An 18,418-nucleotide genomic window follows, 5' to 3' on the forward strand; every position below is an offset into this window, starting at 1 on the left:
GCTTTCTTCCGTAAAACGGCAGACGGGCACTTTTCTGTCCGTGAGTCGCGCACGCGACTTTCACGGTAACGGTCATGACACGTCGGGAGACCCCGGATCATGAAAGTCATGACCGTTTCCCCCTCACTTGCAGTGCGCATTCCGGCTTACACGCCGGAATCGTTCGCCGGGCAGGGAGCATGCTCCCCGAATTCCCCGTCTCACCCCCGGCCCTTCTCCCGCGAGGGGAGAAGGGAGGTTCGTGAGTCGCCTGCGCGACTTTCACATTAAATGGCACTCTGACCATGCAAGATAGACGCTTCTCGAAACGCAACGCGCAGCTCAAGGCAGGGCCCCGAATCGCCGAGGCGATTCTCGACTTCGTCGGCCAGACACCGGTCAGTACGGAACTTGAAGCACGCAAACCGGAACTTCGCGCGCGCGCGATTGCCGCCACCGCAGCACGACGCGCGGCTGTGACCTCCAGCGGACTCAGCCTGCCGCCCGGCCCGCTCGGCTGGCTGACCCTGCTTCCGGAACTGCGCTCGCTGTGGCAACTGCAGACCCAGCTGGTCGCCGACATCGCCGGTTGTTATGGAAAAACTGCCGAGTTGGGCCGCGAGGAGATGATCTACTGCCTTTTCAGGCATACCGACGCGCAAGCGGTTCGCGATCTGGTCGCCCAGATCGGCCAGCGTTTTGTCGTTCAACGCGCCTCCCGCCCGCAGGTCCAGGCGGTGGTGCTGAAGATCGGCATGCACATCGCGCAAAGGCTGATCGGCAAGGGGATTTCGCGCTGGATACCGGTATTTGGCGCGCTTGGCGCTGGCGCCTACGCTTACTACGACACCGCGCAGGTTGCCGACACGGCGATCGAGTTCTTCGCCGGTGTCATCGATGTTGAGGCCGAGGACGCCCAGGTGGGCAGCGACCGTGCCGAGTGGGACGTCGACGACGAGCGCCGCTGGCGGCGTTAATGTGAAAGTCGCGCCAGCGACTCACGAAACGCCCTTCTCCCCTCGCGGGAGAAGGGCCGGGGGTGAGACGGGGAATTCGGGGAGCATGCTCCCTGCCCGGCGAACGATTCCGGCGTGTAAGCCGGAATGCGCACTGCAAGTGAGGGGGAAACGGTCATGACTTTCATGATCCGGGGTATCTCGACATGTCATGACCGTTAGCACAGCCACTGCGCCAGCTCGCTTGTCCGTCAGCGCGACTACGCTGCTAGAATGACTCTCCATGTGTGACAGGGGCAGACAGCATGGTCAAGGCCACCAGCAAACATCTTGAGGAATGGGCGAGCCCGCGAACGGTCATCGTCTTCTCGCTGCTGTTCGTCGCGGCCTTGTGGGCTGCCGTGAGCTTCTGGATCGACTCGGCTCGCGATGAACGCGTCGCTGCGACTCGCGAATCCCTGCAGCGCATGACCCACGCCGTCGAAGACCAGACGCGCCGGCAGTTTCGTCTGGCCGAGGTCATTCTTGCCGTGTGTGCCAATTGGCTGGCGGCCAACCCCGACCTCGACCCAGCCAGCGCCCCCGGTTTTCGGCGCTTGCTCGCGGACTTTCGCGACCGCACTGCCGCCACCATCGAGATCCGTCTGCTGGCTGCCGACGGCACGGCGATAGACCCACTTTCCGACTCCTCCGAGCCATTGGCAAACGTCGCCGACAGCGACTACTTCAGAAACACGCCGGCAGGCGGCCTGTTCATCGGCGCCCCGACACGCAGAACGCCGGCAGGAAATTCCGAACTACCCATCGCCAGCCGTCTGCCCACGCAGGCTTTCCCAATCCTGGTCGCGGTGATTGACCTCGGCAAGCTGACGACCGTTTACGAGAAGCAGCGCCGCAAGCCGGGCGGGGTAATCACCCTCCTCCGCTCTGACGGCACAATTCTGGCGCGAGCGCCCGACGACCCGCGACTGCTCGGCCAAGCGATCACCGGCGTCACGCTTCCCGGCGCGCAGCTCTTGCCGCAAGGACAGGCGGTGGTGTTCGAGGAGGGCGGCGACAAGCAGCGGCGACAGTTCGCCAGCTACTCGTCGGTCCCCGATTTCCCCTTGCTGGTGACCGTCTCAGTGCCCTACGATGAGGCGCTTGCGCCGTGGCACAAACAAACCCTGTGGGTCCTCATGCTGGCCATCAGCGTCACCGTGCCGCTGGCCGTGGTGGCTTTTCGATCCTTGCAACTGCTGCGCGCGCTGGCCAATCAAGACGCCGCGCTGCAACATCTGGCGACCACCGATCGGCTGACCGGCGTCAGTAGCCGGCAGCACTTCGTCGCGGCGTTCCACGCGCAATTGCAGCAAGCAGACCCTGCGCAGAGACCGCTCTCGATCCTCTTGGTCGATATCGATTTCTTCAAGCGCATCAACGATGGTTATGGCCACGCCACCGGTGACCAGGCGCTGATCTCGTTTGCCGAGGTGGCCACCACCTGTCTACGCGGCGCGGATATGATCGGGCGACTCGGTGCCGGTGAGTTTGCCATGCTCCTGCTCGACACCGATATCAGCGCAGCGATCGCGGTGGCCGAGCGCATCCGCACGGCGGTTGCCGACATCTCGATCCCGACCGAGAACGGCACCGTCCACTTTACGGTCAGTGTCGGTGCCAGCCAGGCCGGTGCCACGGACCACTCGTTCGAGGACGTCCTGAAGCGGGCCATCGAGGCACTGCACGCTGCCCGAGCCAGCGGCCCCGATCAACTGGCAGTCGTCTGAGTCGCCAGGGGCCTCCGGCCAGCAAGCCCTTTTCGCGGCGGCAGGTGCTCTGGCCAGCGCCAGGGCCCTGTGACGCAAAACTACACTAGCGGCCCGTCCACTCCGCCTTGCGTTTGCCGATAAAGGCATCGATTCCCTCGCCCGCGTCTTCGGTCATCATGTTGCAGGCCATCACTTCGGAAGCGTACTGGTAAGCGCCTTCGAGACCCATTTCGAGCTGTTTGTAAAACATCTGCTTGCCCATGCCAATGGCCACCGACGATTTGGCGATGATCGAGCCGGCAAGCTTGTCGATCTCGGCATCGAGCACGTCGCCAGCCACCACGCGATTAACCAGCCCCTGCTGTAGAGCGGCCCGTGCATCGATGAAATCACCGGTGAGCAACATCTCCAACGCCTGCTTGCGACCCAGGTTGCGCGACAGACCGACACCCGGCGTCGCGCAGAACAGGCCAACATTGATTCCCGAAGTCGCAAAGCGCGCGCTGTCGGCGGCAACCGCGAGGTCGCACATCGAGACCAGCTGACAGCCAGCCGCGGTGGCAATGCCATGCACGCGCGCGATCACCGGCTGCGGCATCTGGGTCAGGGCCATCATCATCCGGCCGCAACGCTTGAACAGGTCCTGCATGAAAGCCTTGTTGTGATTGGCACGCATCTCCTTGAGGTCGTGTCCGGCACAGAAGGCCTTGCCGGCCCCGGCAATGACCAGCACGCGCACGGCGGGATCAGGCGCGATGGCGTCAATCTGCGCCTGCAGGGCGGCGATCATCGCCTGTGACAGCGAGTTGAACTGCTGCGGACGGTTCAGAGTCAGCGTGGCGACGCCCTGCTTGTCGCTGCGCACAACGTAAGGGTCGTCCTGAATCGGCATCTCGGTGCTCATTCTTGCCTCCTTGATCTATCACTACCAAAAAAAACCGGTTCTGCGCGGCTACGGGCGGCGCCCCTCAACCAGCAATCGTTGCCGGGCAGCGCTTCAGCTGGCCATCTCGCTCGATTTCCTGCAACCAGCCAGCGAGTTGCCGCCCGAGTTCGTTGCTGGCCGCAACCAGGGCGCGCACGCCACCGGGGGCATCGGCACTGGCTGCCGGCTGCTCGATGCTGAGCCAGCGTTCGGCGACGATCTGCCGCCTGGCGTCGAGCACGCTGGCCGTTCCCTGCAGCACGCCACGACTCAGCAGCGGCGTATCGAAAAGCTGCGAGAACTCCTGCAGTTCCAGACGCAGCAGGCAGCCAACCGCCGTGCGCCCGCTGCCGCTGAGCACACCCAGCTGCTGCCGCAGGTGCTGCGCGAGCAGCAGTCCGGGCGCGCCAGCCCAGCGGCTGGCTGCGTAGCTACGCAACTTCAGAGGGTCGTCGTAGAGCAGGCGATATTCGATACTCAGCGAGTCAAACCAGTACGGTGCGCGAATCTCGAGAGCCAGCTTCGACCAGCCGGGGCCTTCGGCCAGACGCGCGGCCGGCAAACCGAAGTCATAGACCTCGGCTTGGGTGGCGGTGCGTGCTCCGCCCGCGCAGGCGGCGAGCAACAGGCACGCTGCAAGGCAGATCGACAGTCTCTTCATGGAGATCCTTCACGCTTTGGTGGGGCTACGAAACCGGCTTCGCCGGGTCCGGGAGAATGCTTTGGCGAGCCAAAAACGAAACTTTGTGGCGCATCCTCGAGCATCTGCAACACCCGCTGCAATTGTCGCGAGTTGGCCGACAACTCGCTACCGAGTTCGTTGAGGCGTGGCGCGAGTGCGGCGACCCCGCTCGGCGACGGGTCGCCAAGCAAGCCATCGACGCGCTCGCTGACCGCCTGCAGACGCACGACCAGTTCACGTGTTTCGAGCAGCAAGGGCGTCGCATGGCCCGCCGCCTGCTCGGCGCGAGCCAGCGTGGCGTTGAGCAGGCGCAGGCTTTCGGGAGTTTGCGCCAACAGCTGACGAAACTGGCTGATGGCTTCGTTGGCGTTCGCGGTGGTCGCTTCGAGATTGCCGAGAATACTCGCGAAACGTTGCTGGTTGTCGCTGCCGAGCAGCTTGTTGGCATTGCCCAGAAACTCGCCCGCCGCGCGCAAGGTGGCACCGCCGGCATCGGACAGTTCCTCGATCAGCGATGGCCGCATGAGAATTCGCGAGGCCTCCCCGGCATTACCCGGCAGTGGCTGCGGATCGGCGCCGCTTTCTTCGAGCAGGACATGCGCAATGCCGGTCACTCCCTGATAGCCCATCTTGGCAACCGTCCCACGGGTCACCGGTACCGAATCGTTTACGCTGATGCGAACGAGGATGTTGCGCACATCATCCGGGTCGAGCTCAATGGTCTGCACTTTGCCGACGCGAATGCCGCGGTAGCGGACCTGTCCTTGCAGGCTCAGTCCCGTAACGTTCTGCCGCGTAACAACGGTGTAGTCGCGGCTGCTCTCGTGCTTGCCGCCGATCCACCACACCGAGAGCACTACCGCAACTCCCAGCAACAGGGTGAACAATCCGGCTAGCAGCGCGTGCGAACGGTTTTCCATGGCTAGCTCGCCTCGTGTCGAATCGCTGCCGCGGCGCGCTTCGGAGCAAAGAAGTTGCGCACGAAGGGATGATCGACGGCCAGCACTTCGGCCGGCGTGCCGCAGGCAACGATCTGTTGATCCGCGAGAACTGCCAGACGCGTCGCCAGGCCGAGCAGGGTATCGAGCTCGTGCGTCACCATGACCACGGTGAAGCCGAGTTCCCGCTGCAGCAGCTTGAGCAACTTGATGAAGTTCTCGCTACGATCGGGGTCGAGCCCGGCCGTCGGTTCGTCGAGGACCAGCAGTTCGGGCTCCAGGGACAGCGCACGCGCCAGTGCCACGCGCTTGATCATCCCGCCAGACAATTCCGCGGGCATCAGCCGGCCATGGCGTGGCTCAAGTTCGACCATCGCCAACTTGAGCAAGACCAGATCACGGATCATGGCTTCGTCGAGTGTGCGCAGTTCGCGCAGCGGAAAGGCGATATTGTCAAAGACCGAAAACGCCGAAAAGAGTGCGCCTTGCTGAAAGAGCATTCCGAAGCGACGGCGAAGCGCTCGCCCCTGCTCGTGATCGCCGTCGAACAGCGTCTGGCCAAAGAGTTTAAGCGTCCCCGCGCTGGGCCGCAACAGACCGACGATCGCGCGTAACAAAGTCGTCTTGCCGCTGCCCGAGCCGCCGACCAGACCCAGCATCTGCCCGGCTTCGACCTCAAGATCGATGTCGCGATGAATCACCACCTCATCGAAGCGCGTACACAAGCCGCGAATTTCAATGGCCGGCACCCTTGTTCGGGCCACCTCTGCGGCCGCGCTCACAGCGGCAGTCCGATTCTGCGGGTCAGAATCGCAGCAACGGCATCGACCAGAATCGCCACCGTGATGGCCGTCACCACCGAAGCGGTCGTCTGCGCGGACAGACTTTCGGTATTTGGCTTGACTCTGAGACCAAAATGACAGGCAATCAAGGCAATCAGAAAACCGAAAACAACGCCCTTGCCCATGCCAATCCACAGATTGGCGACCGGCACCACCTTGGGCAGCGTATCAATGAAAAAGCCATACGACAGGTCCATCTGCAGATTGGCCGAAACCATGCCGCCGATGATCCCCGCCGCTGAACACCAGAGCACCAGCAGCGGCATCGCCACGGCGAGCGCGGCGACCTTGGGCAAGACCAGGCGCTGGCTTTGCGAAACGCCCATCGTGGCCAGCGCATCAATCTCATCGGTGACGCGCATGACGCCGATCTGGGCGGTCATTGCCGACCCCGAACGACCGGCGACGAGAACGGCGACCAGCACCGGGCCCAGTTCGCGAACGATACTGATGCCGAGCAGGTTGACGATGAAGACGTCGGCACCGAAGTTCGCCAACTGCAAGGCCGAAAGGTAGGAAAGAACGACACCGATCAGGAAACCGATCAAGGCCGTCACCGGCAGGGCCTGCGCGCCGCTCTTGAAGAGGTTTGCCGAAAACTCTCGCCAGGGTATGTCCCCTGGATGTCGGCAGAGGTAAATCAGGTCCAGGATCAGTTGGCCGATCAAGGCCACCAGGCCAGTGAAGTGACTGGCCACGGCGAGAGCCGGCCGACCGATGACGAGCAGTAGCGACAAACGTTCTCTCGAGCGCTCCGACGGCCGCTCAAGCGGCATCATCTCGATACGCGCAATCACCGCCCGATGGCGGCTGGAAATGGCCAGCGACGCCGGCCACTGTTGGCCCCAGGCGCGCCACAGCAGAATCCCGCCGGCGCTGTCCAGGCGTGCAATCGACTGCAGGTCCCACGCCGGATTGCCGGCTGCCAGCTCGCGCAGGCGCCGCTCAAAGCTGACAATCGGCTGCGGCATGGTCGCCAGCGTCCAATCCCCGGACAGGCGCAGTTGCCGTACACCTGGCTGCTGCTGCAGCTCGATCGCGGCGACGCTCACCCCGGCCTCACTGCCACATCCGTCCAGACGGCAGGGCTCTGAGCTGCAGCTGGCTGCCGATACGCTCCCAGAGCAGCGACTCTTCGCGCAAAGCGGCGCGAGCCAGCGGATTGCCGTCCAGCCAGGCAGCCGAAACATCGAGCTGGAAACCCACAGGCGACTCACGGATCGCCAGTTCTGGGGGCGCCTGATCGTCACGCGAACGATGCAGCAAGACTGCCAGCCGAAAACAGAAGAGTAGCCGCCAGTTCGCATCGCCGGCCGGCAGCGAGGCCAGTTTCTGCAGCCTGCCGCGCTGACCGAGAAGCAACAGCGCCAGACGCGACTGATCGCGCTGCGAAAAACCCGGCATGTCGGCGTTGGTCACCAGATACGCACCATGCTTGTGGAAACCGCCGTGCGCCACCGAAATGCCGATCTCGTGCAGGGAGACGGCCCAGCGCAGGAAGTGAACTTCCCGCTCGTGCTCAGGAGAATCGAGCTGGATGAGTTGTCCGAGCAGGGCCAGGGCGGTGCGCTCGACACGCCTGACCTGCTCCTCGGCGACCTGATAACGGCGCATGAACTGGACGACCGTCACGTCGCGCGTGTCATGATGCTCGAAGCGGCCGCGCAGATCGTGCAGGACACCGAGTGGCAAAGCCCCCTCCGAATAGGTCATTTGTTCGAGTTCGAGCGAGGAAAACACCGCCGACATGATGGCCAGAGCACCGGGGAAGATGTGCAGGCGGTCGCTGCGCAGGCCTTTCAGCGGCAGCCGTTCCGCCGCGCCAGCGGCAATGATCATCGCCCGCAGACGGGCCAGCCCCTGGCGAGTGATGCCAGCGCCGCACTCAGGGTTAAGACCGTTCAGCTCGAGCACGCCAGCAAGTTCCTGCGCCGAACCCGACGAGCCGACGGCCTCGTGCCAACCGCAGCGCTGGTAGTCGGTAACCACCGCTTCGATTTGCCGAGCCGCCGCCACTTCGGCAGCGCGGAAGCGCTTCCCGTCCACCTTGCCATCCGGGAAAAAGCGCTGGCGAAAGTTGATCCCCCCGATGAATAGCGACTCCATCAGCAGGGGTTCGATTCCCTGGCCAATGACCAACTCGGTCGAGCCACCGCCGATATCGACCACCAGACGCCGATGCGTCGCAGGCGGTAGCGCGTTCGCGGCACCGATGAAGATCAGGCGGGCTTCCTCGCGCCCGCCGATGATTTCGATCGGGAAACCGAGCGCGGCCTCGGCTTGCTGCAGAACGAGGTCGGCATTGCGCGCCACGCGCATCGCGTCGGTGGCCACCGCGCGCACCTGCTCCGGCGCAAAGCCCCGCAGCTGCTCACCAAAGCGGTGCAGGGCGGCGAGCGCGCGTTGCTGCGAGGCATGGTCGAGAATTCTCTCGCTGGTCAGGCCGGAAGCAAGGCCAACGCGCTCTTTCAGGTGTTCAAGCGGGTGAATCCGATCGCCAACGATACGCCCAAGTTGCAGACGAAAGCTGTTGGAACCCAGATCGACGCCGGCAATTAGCTCGTAACTCATGCCCGTTCTTTTTCTCGCCGCACGGCAAAGGCAATTTTCAGAACGCCCATGTTACCACCGCCGGCCGCCCGAGCAGCGCGCGACAGCCGATCGCACAGTAGCTTTGTAAGGACAAAATAGGGCTTTTACCGAGCAGCGGCAGGGTGATGGTTGTAATATGTTTGCTGTCGTCAGCACGCCTGCCTGATCCATCAATTTTTACGGAAGGAACCCATGAACACCGCCGCCACACCCACCGAAACCCCTCCCTCCAAGGCCACTGACGGCTTCCCGTCGGACTACTTTCAGAATCGCGAGATGGGGCTGCTTGCTTTCAATCGGCGCGTGTTGTGGCAGGCCAAGAACCACAAAACCCCACTGCTGGAACGTTTGCGCTTCTTGTGCATCGTCAGCAGCAACCTCGACGAGTTCTTCGAAATCCGGGTTGCCGGCGTCAAGGAGCAACTCAAACTGGGATCGGTAGCGCTCACCACCGACGGCAAGACGGCACGCGAAGTCTACTCTCTGGTCAGCGACGAAACGCACGCCCTGGTCAAGGAACAGTACGCACTGTTTAATGAAGAGATCCTGCCGCAGCTGGCGAGTGAAGGCATTCGCTTCCTCAAGCGCGGCGACTGGAGCCCCGCCCAGCGCGAATGGATCAGCGCCTTCTTCTTCCGCGAAGTGATGCCGGTGATCACCCCGATCGGCCTCGACCCCTCGCACCCCTTCCCGCGCGTGCTCAACAAGAGCCTCAACTTTGCCGTCGAACTCGAAGGTCGTGATGCTTTCGGGCGCAGCTCGAACGCGGCCATCGTGCAGGCGCCACGTGTTCTGCCACGCGTCATCCGGCTGCCACGCGAACTTGGTGACAGCGAATACTGCTTCATCTTCCTGTCGTCGATCCTGCATGAGTTCGTCCACGAGCTGTTCGCCGGCATGAAAGTCCTTGGCTGCTACCAGTTCCGCGTCACGCGCAACAGCAACCTGTTCGTCGACGAAGAAGCGGTCAAGAATCTGCGCGCCAAGATCCAGGGCGAATTGCCGCAGCGACACTTTGGTAATGCGGTTCGCCTCGAGGTCGCCAACAACTGCTCGGAAGCAATGGCCGAGTTCCTGCTCGGCCACTTCGACCTCACCGAGCGCGACCTCTTCCGCGTCGCCGGGCCGGTCAATCTGGTCCGCCTGATGCAGGTTCCCGACTGGGTACTGCGCGACAACCTCAAGTTCCAACCCTTCAAACCCGGCACACCGAAAGTTCTGCAGAAGAATGCCAACGTGTTCGACGCCATCCGCGGCGGCGACATCCTGCTGCACCATCCCTACCAGAGCTTCAATCCGGTCATCGAATTACTCGATCAGTCAGCCGCCGACCCGCAGGTGGTGGCCATCAAGATGACCGTTTACCGTACCGGCACTGACTCGGTGCTGATGCAGTCGCTGTTGCGCGCGGCACAGAACGGCAAGGAAGTCACGGTGGTCGTCGAGCTGATGGCGCGCTTTGACGAGGAAGCGAACATCGGCTGGGCGACCAAGCTTGAAGAAGTCGGCGCGCACGTCATTTACGGCGTTGTTGGCTACAAGACGCACGCCAAGATGCTGATGATCGTCCGCCGCGAGGAAAGCAAGGCCGGCGGCAGCCTCCTGCGCCGCTACGTGCACCTCGGTACCGGCAACTACCACCCCAAGACGGCCCGCCTGTACTCCGATTTTGGTCTGCTCACCTGCAACGAAGATATCGGTGCCGATGCCAACGAGGTGTTCAAGCAGCTTACCGGCCTCGGCCGCGCGCAGACCCTGAAGCACCTCTGGCAAGCGCCTTTCTCGCTGCAACCGAATGTCGTCGCCGGGATCCGTGCCGAAGCCGAGGCAGCACGCACCGGCAAGCGTTCACGAATCATCGCCAAGATGAATTCGCTGCTCGAACCGGAGACCATCGCTGCGCTCTACGAAGCCTCGCAGGCCGGCGTCAAGATCGACCTCATCGTCCGCGGCGTCTGCGGCTTGCGTGCCGGCGTCAAGGACCTGTCCGAGAACATTAACGTCTGGTCGATCATCGGTCGGCAACTCGAACATCATCGGGTGTTCTATTTCTTCGCCGACGGCGAAGAAAAAGTCTATCTATCGAGCGCCGACTGGATGGACCGCAATTTCTTCCGCCGCATCGAACTCGCCTTTCCGATCCTCGACCGCAAGCTGAAGCGCCGGGTAATCACCGAGGGGCTGCAGATCTACCTCACCGACAATACCCTGGCCTGGGAACTCGGAGCGGATGGCAGCTATCATCAGCGGCGCGGCTCACGGACCAGCCCACATTCGTCGCAAGCCGAACTGATCGAACTGCTGAAGGACTGACGAGCAGCTGGAGACGTCGTAAGCGCCGGCCTGGGAAACCCACCAGGCCGGTGCGACTCAGGCGCGCCTTGCGGCCACCACGCCTTCGACACCGTGCAGCAAGCTCAGCGTGCGGTTGAGCTGTGGGATGCTGCCAACTTCAGCGGTGAAGCGCATCAGCGCCTTACCCTGCCTGGACTGCGTATTGACCGCGATGACATTGAGTTTTTCACGGGCAAGCACGTCGGAGACATCGCGCAACAGCCCCTGGCGATCGTGAGCGTCGATGACGATATCGACGGCAAAAATGCCCTCCTCCTCGCCACCACCCCAGGTGGTTTCGATCACCCGCTCGGGATTCATTGCGCGCATGTTGCTAAAGTTGCTGCAATCGGCGCGATGCACCGACACGCCTTTGCCCCGGGTGACGAAGCCGACAATCGGATCCGGTGGCACCGGCTTGCAGCAACCCGCCAACTGCGTCAGCAAGCGCCCCATGCCGACGATCAGAATCCCCTTCTCGGCGTCATCGCTTGGCCGCAACCTGGACACCGCCAACTCGGCGGGATCGTCTTCGTCCAGCGGCGCCTCGCCGCCACGCACCGCCAGCTGCAACTGGCGCATGTTCAGCTTGGCCCGGGCAACGGCAATGAACAGGTCGTCAGGGCGGGCAAAGCCGAGCCGGTCCGAAAGCTCGTCGAGACTGACGCTCGACTGCCCCATGCGCTGCAGTTCGCGCGTCACCACCACCCGCCCCTCGGCGAGCATGTCCTCGAGCGCCAAATTGGCAAACCACTGCCTGACCTTGGCGCGCGAGCGATGGGTGAACACGTAGCCCAGCGCGCTGTTGAGCCAGTCGCGTGACGGGCCGCCGTGCTTGGCAAGAACGATTTCGACGCGCTGTCCGGTGGCCAGTTGCGTATTCAGCGGCACCAGTGCGCCATCGACCTTGGCGCCACGGCAGCGATGGCCGATGTCGGTGTGCACGCGGTAGGCAAAATCCACCGGCGTCGCACCACGCGGCAGGTCGACGACGCGCCCCTGTGGGGTCAGGATGTAGATCGTCTCGTCAAAGGCCGCTTTCTTGTAGTGCCTGACCCAGTCCGACGAATCGACGGACTCGTCCCGCCAGGTGAGCAGTTGCCGCAACCAGGCGATCTTCTCGTCGTAGCGGTCTTCCGGGGTCGCCTGGCTGCCCTCCTTGTACCGCCAGTGCGCGGCAACTCCCAACTCCGCATGCTTATGCATATCGGGAGTCCGGATCTGCACCTCGAGCGCGCGTCCGTCCGGGCAATGCACGGCCGTGTGCAGCGAACGATAGTCGTTGCCTTTCGGGTGCGCAATGTAGTCGTCGAACTCACTGGCGATCGGCGACCAGATATGGTGCACGATGCCCAGTGCCGTGTAGCAGTCCTTGACGTCCTTGACGATGACGCGCAGCGCGCGCACGTCGTAGACCTCCGAGAAAGCGACATCCTTCTTGCGCATCTTGTTCCAGATGCTGAAGATGTGCTTCGGTCGGCCGTAGACCTCGGCATCGCCGACAGCAGCGTCAGCCAACTCGCGCTTCAGGCGATCGACCGCGTCCACGATGAACTGCTCACGCTCGGTTCGCTTCTCGTCCAGGTGTTGCGCAATATCCTTGTAGATCGCCGGATGCATGAAACGGAAGGAGAGATCCTCGAGCTCCCACTTCAGCTCCCAGAGGCCGAGCCGATTGGCCAAGGGCGAATACAGTTCCAGCGTCTCGCGCGCCACCGCCGCACGCAGCGGATCGGGCTCGACGGCGTAGTAGCGCAGGGTCTGCGTGCGCGAGGCCAGGCGCAGCAAGACGACGCGAATATCTTCGACCATCGCCAGCAGCATCTTGCGCAGCACCTCGACCTGCGCCTTCATTTCCTGCGGCTTCTTGTCGTCACTTTCCGACGAATGAGCGACGAAACCGCGAGTGATCGGTCGCACGCGGTTCAGACGCGAAATACCGTCCACCAGATGCGCAACGCTGCGCCCGAACTCTTTTTCGATCAGCGCCAGGCCATGCTCCTGCTGCGCCGGCAGCGCGAAGAGCAGCGCCGCCAAACGTGCATCGGCGTCGAGCTTGAGGCCGGCAACGATCAGAGCCATCCCCAGAGCGTGCCCCCAGACGCTTTCGCCACTGCCCAACTGGCGCACGGCATAGGACGACCGGGCAAACTCCACCGCGCGTCGAATTCGCTCACCGTCAGCGACCGGCACTCCCTCAAGCAGGGATTGCAGGGAATGTTCGAAGTCGCCCTGAGCGGCGACCGAATGAGTAACTGAAACCATAAGGCAATTATAATGGACTCGCCCGCGCATCAGGCATAATGCGCCTTTGTCGCCCCCTGCCGCCGATGTTCGCCCGCCTGCAAAACCCTTACCTGCTACTCACGCTGACCGTCTTGTTCTGGTCCGGAAACATGGTTCTTGGCCGCGCCATCCGCGACCAGGTGCCGCCGCTGTCACTCGCGTTCTGGCGCTGGGCGATTGCTCTGGCACTGGTCCTGCCGCTCGCCCTGCCGCATCTGCGCGCACAGTGGCCACTGCTGCGGCGCGGCTGGAAGCCGGTTGTCGTGCTTGGCCTGCTTGGCGTCGGCAGCTACAACACGCTGGCTTACGTGGCCTTGAACTACACCGCGGCGACCAACGCCGTACTGCTCAACTCGTTCATCCCGATCGCCACCATTGCCCTGTCGTGGGCCTTCCTCAAGAAGCACCTGCGCGGCATCGAGTGGCTCGGAGTGCTGCTTTCGTTCGTCGGCGTGACGATCATCGTCTGTCGCGGCGAGGTGCAGACACTGGCCAATCTCAGTCTGAACATCGGCGACCTGTGGATGCTGGTGGCCGTATTCACCTGGGCGCTATACACCATCGGACTACAGTGGCGGCCAGTCGGTGTCGACCCGATGTTGCTCCTCGCCGCATTCATCGTCGTCGGCCTGATCGCCCTCGCCCCCGCCTATGCCTGGGAGATTTCCCAGGGCAAGACGATCGACATTTCGACCAGCTCGCTGGCCGCTATCGCCTATACCGGCGTTTTCCCGGGCTTTCTCGGGTACGTTTTCTACAACCGCGCCGTCGGTGAAGTCGGCGCTAGCAAGGCCAGCCTGTTCATCCACCTGATGCCGGTCTTCGGCACTCTCCTGGCGGCCATCTTCCTCGCCGAGATTCCGCGCTCCTACCACTACCTCGGCATTGCCCTCATCTTCACCGGCATTTACCTGACCACCGCAGCTCCCGGGAAGGCGAAAGCGTCATGATCGGCAAGCTCATCGGCTGGTTGCGAAAACAACCGCAGGCCGCCGAGATTCCCGACGCCCTGTGGCAGGAAATCGTTTCGGCGCTGCCTTTTCTCAGAGCGCTCGACGCCGACGAACAGCAGCGGCTGCGCGCCTTGGCCCAGGAGTTTCTCGCCGAGAAGGAGTTCACCGTCGCCGGCGGCCTGCAACTCAGCGACGAGATCTGCGTCTCGATTGCCGCTCAGGGCTGCCTGCCGATTCTCGAACTTGGCCTCGACTATTTCCGCGGCTGGGTCGGCATCGTCGTGTACCCTGACGAGTTCGTCATCCCGCGCAGCGTCGAGGACGAATTCGGCGTTGTCCATGAATACCAGGAACTGGCCTCGGGCGAAGCCTGGGCCGGTGGGCCGCTGCTGATCTCCTGGCGCGACGCGCAAATGGCCGGCGCCGGCTACAACGTCGTGATCCATGAGTTCGCGCACAAGCTGGACATGCTCAGTGGCGAAGCAAACGGTGTCCCGGCCCTGCCACCGGAAATCTCGCGAGCCGCTTGGCAGCAGATTCTGCTCGCCAGTTACGAAGACTTCTGCGCGCAGGTCGACAAAGCGGAAGCCAGCGCACAGGACACCGTTTTCGATCCCTACGCGGCAGAGAATCCGAGCGAGTTCTTCGCCGTCATGAGCGAGGCATTCTTCGAGATGCCGGCAGCCCTGCGCGCGCAATTTCCGGCCTTCTACGAACAGCTCGCAGCTTTCTACCGCCAGGACCCGGCAGCCCGCATGCTACCGGCGAATCGCCTGCAGTAAATGCGCAGCGCTGTTTGCCCTCCGTGAGCATTGCCAGCGCCCGGGCTGGCGTGGCGAAATCGTTCCCGGGAAGCTTGCCGCAACCTGGTCAAGGTTCGCGAGCGTCGTGTCCGCCTGGGTCCGCTACGAGCCCCGCCCGCACACACTGCCGGAATCTGCCGGCTATGATCTCGCGGTGAGTATGGACAGGAAATCATCGAATCCCGGATGAGCAGGCGTCTGTTTCTTGGTGCTAGCGCCCTGAGTTTCGCTGCCGGTGCGGCGTGGTTGGGACGCGACTGGCTACCATTGCGCGGCCTGCGCAATCCCTGCCTGGCGCCACGCTTGCCCGACCGACTGGCCGAGCACCCTGTCGTCAGGGATGTCCTGGCCGGTCTCGATCCGGCCAAGCTATGGGATTGCCATGTGCATCTGGTTGGCACCGGCGACTCGGATCCGGCAAAGGTATGGGTCAATCCAGCGCTCGACAGCATCTGGCACCCTTCCCAATTCCTGCAAAAACGGCTGTACACCAACGCCGCCTGCGTTGATGAGGCGGTCGGCGGCGACGCGTCCTTCCTCGCACGCCTGGCCAGCTTGATCGACCCGGCAAGCGGGATGCGCCTGATGCTGCTCGCCTTCGATTACAACCACGGTGTGGATGGTCGGCGGCGCCCGGAATTGAGTACTTTTTTTGTCGCCAATGAGTACACCCAGTCGGTGGCGGCGGCGCGCAGCAACTGGGAATGGATCTGCTCGGTTCATCCCTATCGTGAAGACGCGCTCGAGGCCCTGGATTGGGCCGCCGCACACGGTGCGCGGGCGGTGAAATGGCTGCCACCGGCGATGGGAATGGATCCCGCGTCGCCGCGCTGCGACCGCTTTTACCAGGCCCTGCAGCGGCTGAACCTGCCCTTGCTGACACACGGCGGTGATGAGTTGGCGGCAGAGGGCGGCGGACATCAGGACTATGGCGATCCACTGCGACTGCGGCGCCCGCTGGAACAGGGCGTGCGCGTGATCGTCGCCCATTGCGCATCACTGGGGGAAACCGCGAAGGGTGGCGAGAGCGGCAAACCCTCCCGAGGCCTGACCAACTTCCAGGCTTTCCTGGGCATGATGCGTGAGCCCGCATACGAGAAACTGCTGTTTGGCGATCTGTCCGCGGTCACCCAGATCAACCGCGCGCCCGAGGCGCTGCAGACGCTGCTGCTCGCCGAAGATCTGCACCACCGTCTGCTCAACGGCTCCGATTATCCCCTGACCGGTATCCTGCCCTTGTTCTCCTTGCATCAACTGGAGCGACTTGGGCTACTCGATCCACAGACGGCCGACGTCGTCGCGGAGATCCAGAAACACAACCCCCTGCTCTTCGACCTGGTGCTGAAACGCAATCTGGTCTGGAAGGGGCATCGCTTTCCTCGTCAGGTATTCGAGACGGCCGATTTCTTCCTGCCCAAGCCTCATCACCGGCCGCAACAGCGCCTATCATGAAGCTCTTGACCAGTAGCTGCCTGTGAGTTTCGCCACAGCAACAGCCAGGTTGAATGGCTGGAAAAGTCGGCTGGAAAAGTCGCACGGATTGCCCTTCAACGAGAGGAGAAACAAGGAATGAGCAGACTTTTCGCACTAACCGCCGTAGCGATTTCCCTGGCCTTTGCGCCACTGCAGCGAGCAGAGGCTGCCGATGCGCCGCAGGCCTGGCCATTCAGCGTCCCGGCCGAATCAACCATCCCTGCCGGCCCGCTGGGCGAGGCGATCAAGCTTGGGCAGAAGGTGGTGACCGACACCCAGAACCATGCCAAGGCTTACGTCGGCAACGGGCTGAACTGCTCTTCTTGCCACCTCAATGGCGGCACGGTTGCGGGGGCTGCACCCTTTGTCGGCCTGTGGGGCGTGTTTCCCGAGTACCGCTCGCGCAGCGCCAGCGTGAACGCCCTGCAGACGCGGATCAACGATTGCTTCGAGCGTTCGATGAACGGCAAGGCTTTGCCCGAGGAAAGCCCCGAAATGATCGGCGTGCTGTCGTATGTGTGGTGGCTTTCGCAAGGCGTCCCTACCGGGATGGATAGCGCCGGGCGCGGCTTCAAGGAAATCCTTGCGCCTGCTACGCCGGACAAGGCCAGAGGCAAGAGCATCTATGCGCAGAAGTGCGCCTCCTGCCACGCTGCTGACGGCGCCGGCCTCAACAAGCCCGATGGCAGCTATATGTTCCCCCCACTGTGGGGGTCGAAGGCGTTCAATATCGGCGCCGGCATGGCGCGACTGAACACGGCGGCTGCGTTTGTGAAAGCCAACATGCCGCTCGCTCAGGGTGGCACGCTCTCCGACCAGGAAGCCTACGACGTTGCCGCCTTCTTCACCACGCAACCGCGCCCAGACCTTGCCGGCAAGGAAAACGATTGGCTCAAGGGCGGCAAACCGAAGGATGCGCGTTACTGACACCCCTCTTCTCCCGGCCCTTCTCCGGCAAGGGGAGAATGGAGGTTCGTGAGTCGCTTGCGCGACTTTCACAGTACGGGCGCCTCTATCGTGCTTCAAGCAGTTTGACAATGGCGTACAGGGCGCGATTGACCGGCGTCGCGATGCCCAGTGCCTCGCCTTTGCGCAGCACGTAGCCGTTGAGATGGTCGATCTCGCTGGGCTTTTTGCGCGCCAGGTCCTGGGCCGTTGACGAGAGCTGGCCGGGCATGGTGCGCGCGATCTGCTGGACGGCGTGCCAGGTGTCGCCGGCGACGCTGATCCCTTCCGCCTGCGCCACGGCGAGACACTCGCTCAACACGTCGCGCAGCACGCCCTCGACACCGTCACCCTGTACCAGGCGGCCATAGGGGATCTGCGTGATCGCGGACAGGGCATTGTAGGCGCAGTTGAGAATCAGCTTGGCCCATAGCGCACCCGCCACGTTGTCGGAAATGGTGACCGGCACGGCAGCGTCGGCGAACAGCTTCAGCAGGTCCTTGCTGAATGACGACGGTCCGATGACCAGTTCTCCTCGCCCATGATGTTTGACGCAGCCAGGGCCGGCCATTTCGGTGGCCACGTAAACGACGGCCGGAGCGACTTCCCGGCGCAGCGCGGCTTGCAGCCGCTCGGCGTTGTCGACGCCATTCTGCAGACTCAGCACGAAAGCATCGGCGTCCAGATGTGGGGCCATTTCTGCGGCGGCGCTTGCGGTATCGGGCGACTTGACGCAACAGAGCACCAGCCGCGCACCGCGTACGGCACTCGCGTCGGTACTGGCCTGCATCGGCACCTGCGCCTGAAAGGACTGCGTATCCATGAACAGCCCGTCGCGCGACACCGCAGCCACATGCGGCGCCCTGCCAATCAAGAGCACCGCATGTCCCGCACGGGCCAGCATGCCGCCGTAGTAACAGCCAACCGCACCGGCGCCCATCACTGCAATTTTCATCTTG

The 18,418-nt window shown here is 63.1% G+C and carries 15 protein-coding genes; 7 read left to right on the forward strand and 8 right to left on the reverse strand.

The window, feature by feature from the left end:
• Positions 1-284 precede the first annotated feature (284 nt).
• Both QZ648_RS16125 and QZ648_RS16130 read left to right on the forward strand, forming a co-directional pair.
• Positions 285-956: a hypothetical protein gene (locus tag QZ648_RS16125; protein WP_169068032.1), complete on the forward strand. Its 672-nt coding sequence runs from the start codon at positions 285-287 to the stop codon at positions 954-956.
• Positions 957-1,240: 284 nt separating this feature from the next.
• The gene (locus QZ648_RS16130; protein ID WP_169068033.1) at positions 1,241-2,704 is read left to right on the forward strand and encodes a GGDEF domain-containing protein; all 1,464 of its coding nucleotides are present in this window, start codon (positions 1,241-1,243) and stop codon (positions 2,702-2,704) included.
• An 85-nt stretch (positions 2,705-2,789) separates the two neighbouring features.
• On the opposite strand, the gene QZ648_RS16135 is transcribed toward QZ648_RS16130, so the two are convergent.
• The 6 genes from QZ648_RS16135 to QZ648_RS16160 form a co-directional block, all read right to left on the reverse strand.
• Complete coding sequence (locus tag QZ648_RS16135) at positions 2,790-3,590, reverse strand: enoyl-CoA hydratase (RefSeq protein ID WP_169068034.1); 801 nt, start codon at positions 3,588-3,590, stop codon at positions 2,790-2,792.
• Between the two features lie 64 nt (positions 3,591-3,654).
• A complete protein-coding gene (locus tag QZ648_RS16140; RefSeq protein WP_169068035.1) occupies positions 3,655-4,272 on the reverse strand; it encodes an ABC-type transport auxiliary lipoprotein family protein in 618 nt (205 codons plus the stop codon).
• Entirely contained in the window at positions 4,269-5,213 is a 945-nt protein-coding gene (locus QZ648_RS16145) for an MlaD family protein (RefSeq protein WP_169068036.1), read from the reverse strand. The genes QZ648_RS16140 and QZ648_RS16145 overlap by 4 nt, the downstream gene beginning before the upstream one ends.
• Before the next feature lie 2 nt (positions 5,214-5,215).
• Positions 5,216-5,980, reverse strand: coding sequence for an ATP-binding cassette domain-containing protein (locus QZ648_RS16150; protein WP_169068037.1), 765 nt, complete (start codon positions 5,978-5,980; stop codon positions 5,216-5,218).
• 29 nt (positions 5,981-6,009) lie between these two features.
• A complete protein-coding gene (locus tag QZ648_RS16155; RefSeq protein WP_291997669.1) occupies positions 6,010-7,125 on the reverse strand; it encodes an ABC transporter permease in 1,116 nt (371 codons plus the stop codon).
• A gap of 7 nt (positions 7,126-7,132) precedes the next feature.
• Positions 7,133-8,644, reverse strand: coding sequence for a Ppx/GppA phosphatase family protein (locus QZ648_RS16160; RefSeq protein WP_169068038.1), 1,512 nt, complete (start codon positions 8,642-8,644; stop codon positions 7,133-7,135).
• A gap of 213 nt (positions 8,645-8,857) precedes the next feature.
• Here QZ648_RS16160 and ppk1 point away from each other — a divergent pair, with 213 nt between their 5' ends.
• Positions 8,858-10,978: a polyphosphate kinase 1 gene (gene ppk1 / locus QZ648_RS16165; protein ID WP_169068039.1), complete on the forward strand. Its 2,121-nt coding sequence runs from the start codon at positions 8,858-8,860 to the stop codon at positions 10,976-10,978.
• 57 nt (positions 10,979-11,035) lie between these two features.
• Here the strand turns inward: ppk1 and QZ648_RS16170 are convergent, their stop codons facing one another.
• Positions 11,036-13,264, reverse strand: coding sequence for a bifunctional (p)ppGpp synthetase/guanosine-3',5'-bis(diphosphate) 3'-pyrophosphohydrolase (locus QZ648_RS16170; RefSeq protein WP_169068040.1), 2,229 nt, complete (start codon positions 13,262-13,264; stop codon positions 11,036-11,038).
• A gap of 38 nt (positions 13,265-13,302) precedes the next feature.
• Here QZ648_RS16170 and QZ648_RS16175 point away from each other — a divergent pair, with 38 nt between their 5' ends.
• The 4 genes from QZ648_RS16175 to QZ648_RS16190 all read left to right on the forward strand — a co-directional run bounded on the left by QZ648_RS16175 (position 13,303) and on the right by QZ648_RS16190 (position 17,441).
• On the forward strand, positions 13,303-14,235 hold the full coding sequence (locus QZ648_RS16175) for a DMT family transporter (RefSeq protein WP_248595577.1): 933 nt from the start codon (positions 13,303-13,305) through the stop codon (positions 14,233-14,235).
• A complete protein-coding gene (locus QZ648_RS16180) occupies positions 14,232-15,020 on the forward strand; it encodes a M90 family metallopeptidase (protein WP_291997670.1) in 789 nt (262 codons plus the stop codon). The genes QZ648_RS16175 and QZ648_RS16180 overlap by 4 nt, the downstream gene beginning before the upstream one ends.
• Before the next feature lie 207 nt (positions 15,021-15,227).
• On the forward strand, positions 15,228-16,493 hold the full coding sequence (locus tag QZ648_RS16185) for an amidohydrolase (protein ID WP_291997671.1): 1,266 nt from the start codon (positions 15,228-15,230) through the stop codon (positions 16,491-16,493).
• Positions 16,494-16,610: 117 nt separating this feature from the next.
• A complete protein-coding gene (locus QZ648_RS16190) occupies positions 16,611-17,441 on the forward strand; it encodes a c-type cytochrome (RefSeq protein WP_291997672.1) in 831 nt (276 codons plus the stop codon).
• 85 nt (positions 17,442-17,526) lie between these two features.
• On the opposite strand, the gene QZ648_RS16195 is transcribed toward QZ648_RS16190, so the two are convergent.
• Positions 17,527-18,414 (reverse strand): 2-dehydropantoate 2-reductase, encoded by an 888-nt coding sequence (locus QZ648_RS16195; protein ID WP_291997673.1) that lies wholly within the window; start codon positions 18,412-18,414, stop codon positions 17,527-17,529.
• Positions 18,415-18,418 lie beyond the last annotated feature (4 nt).

This window comes from Candidatus Accumulibacter sp. ACC012, from assembly GCF_907163155.1.
Lineage (GTDB): Bacteria > Pseudomonadota > Gammaproteobacteria > Burkholderiales > Rhodocyclaceae > Accumulibacter > Accumulibacter delftensis.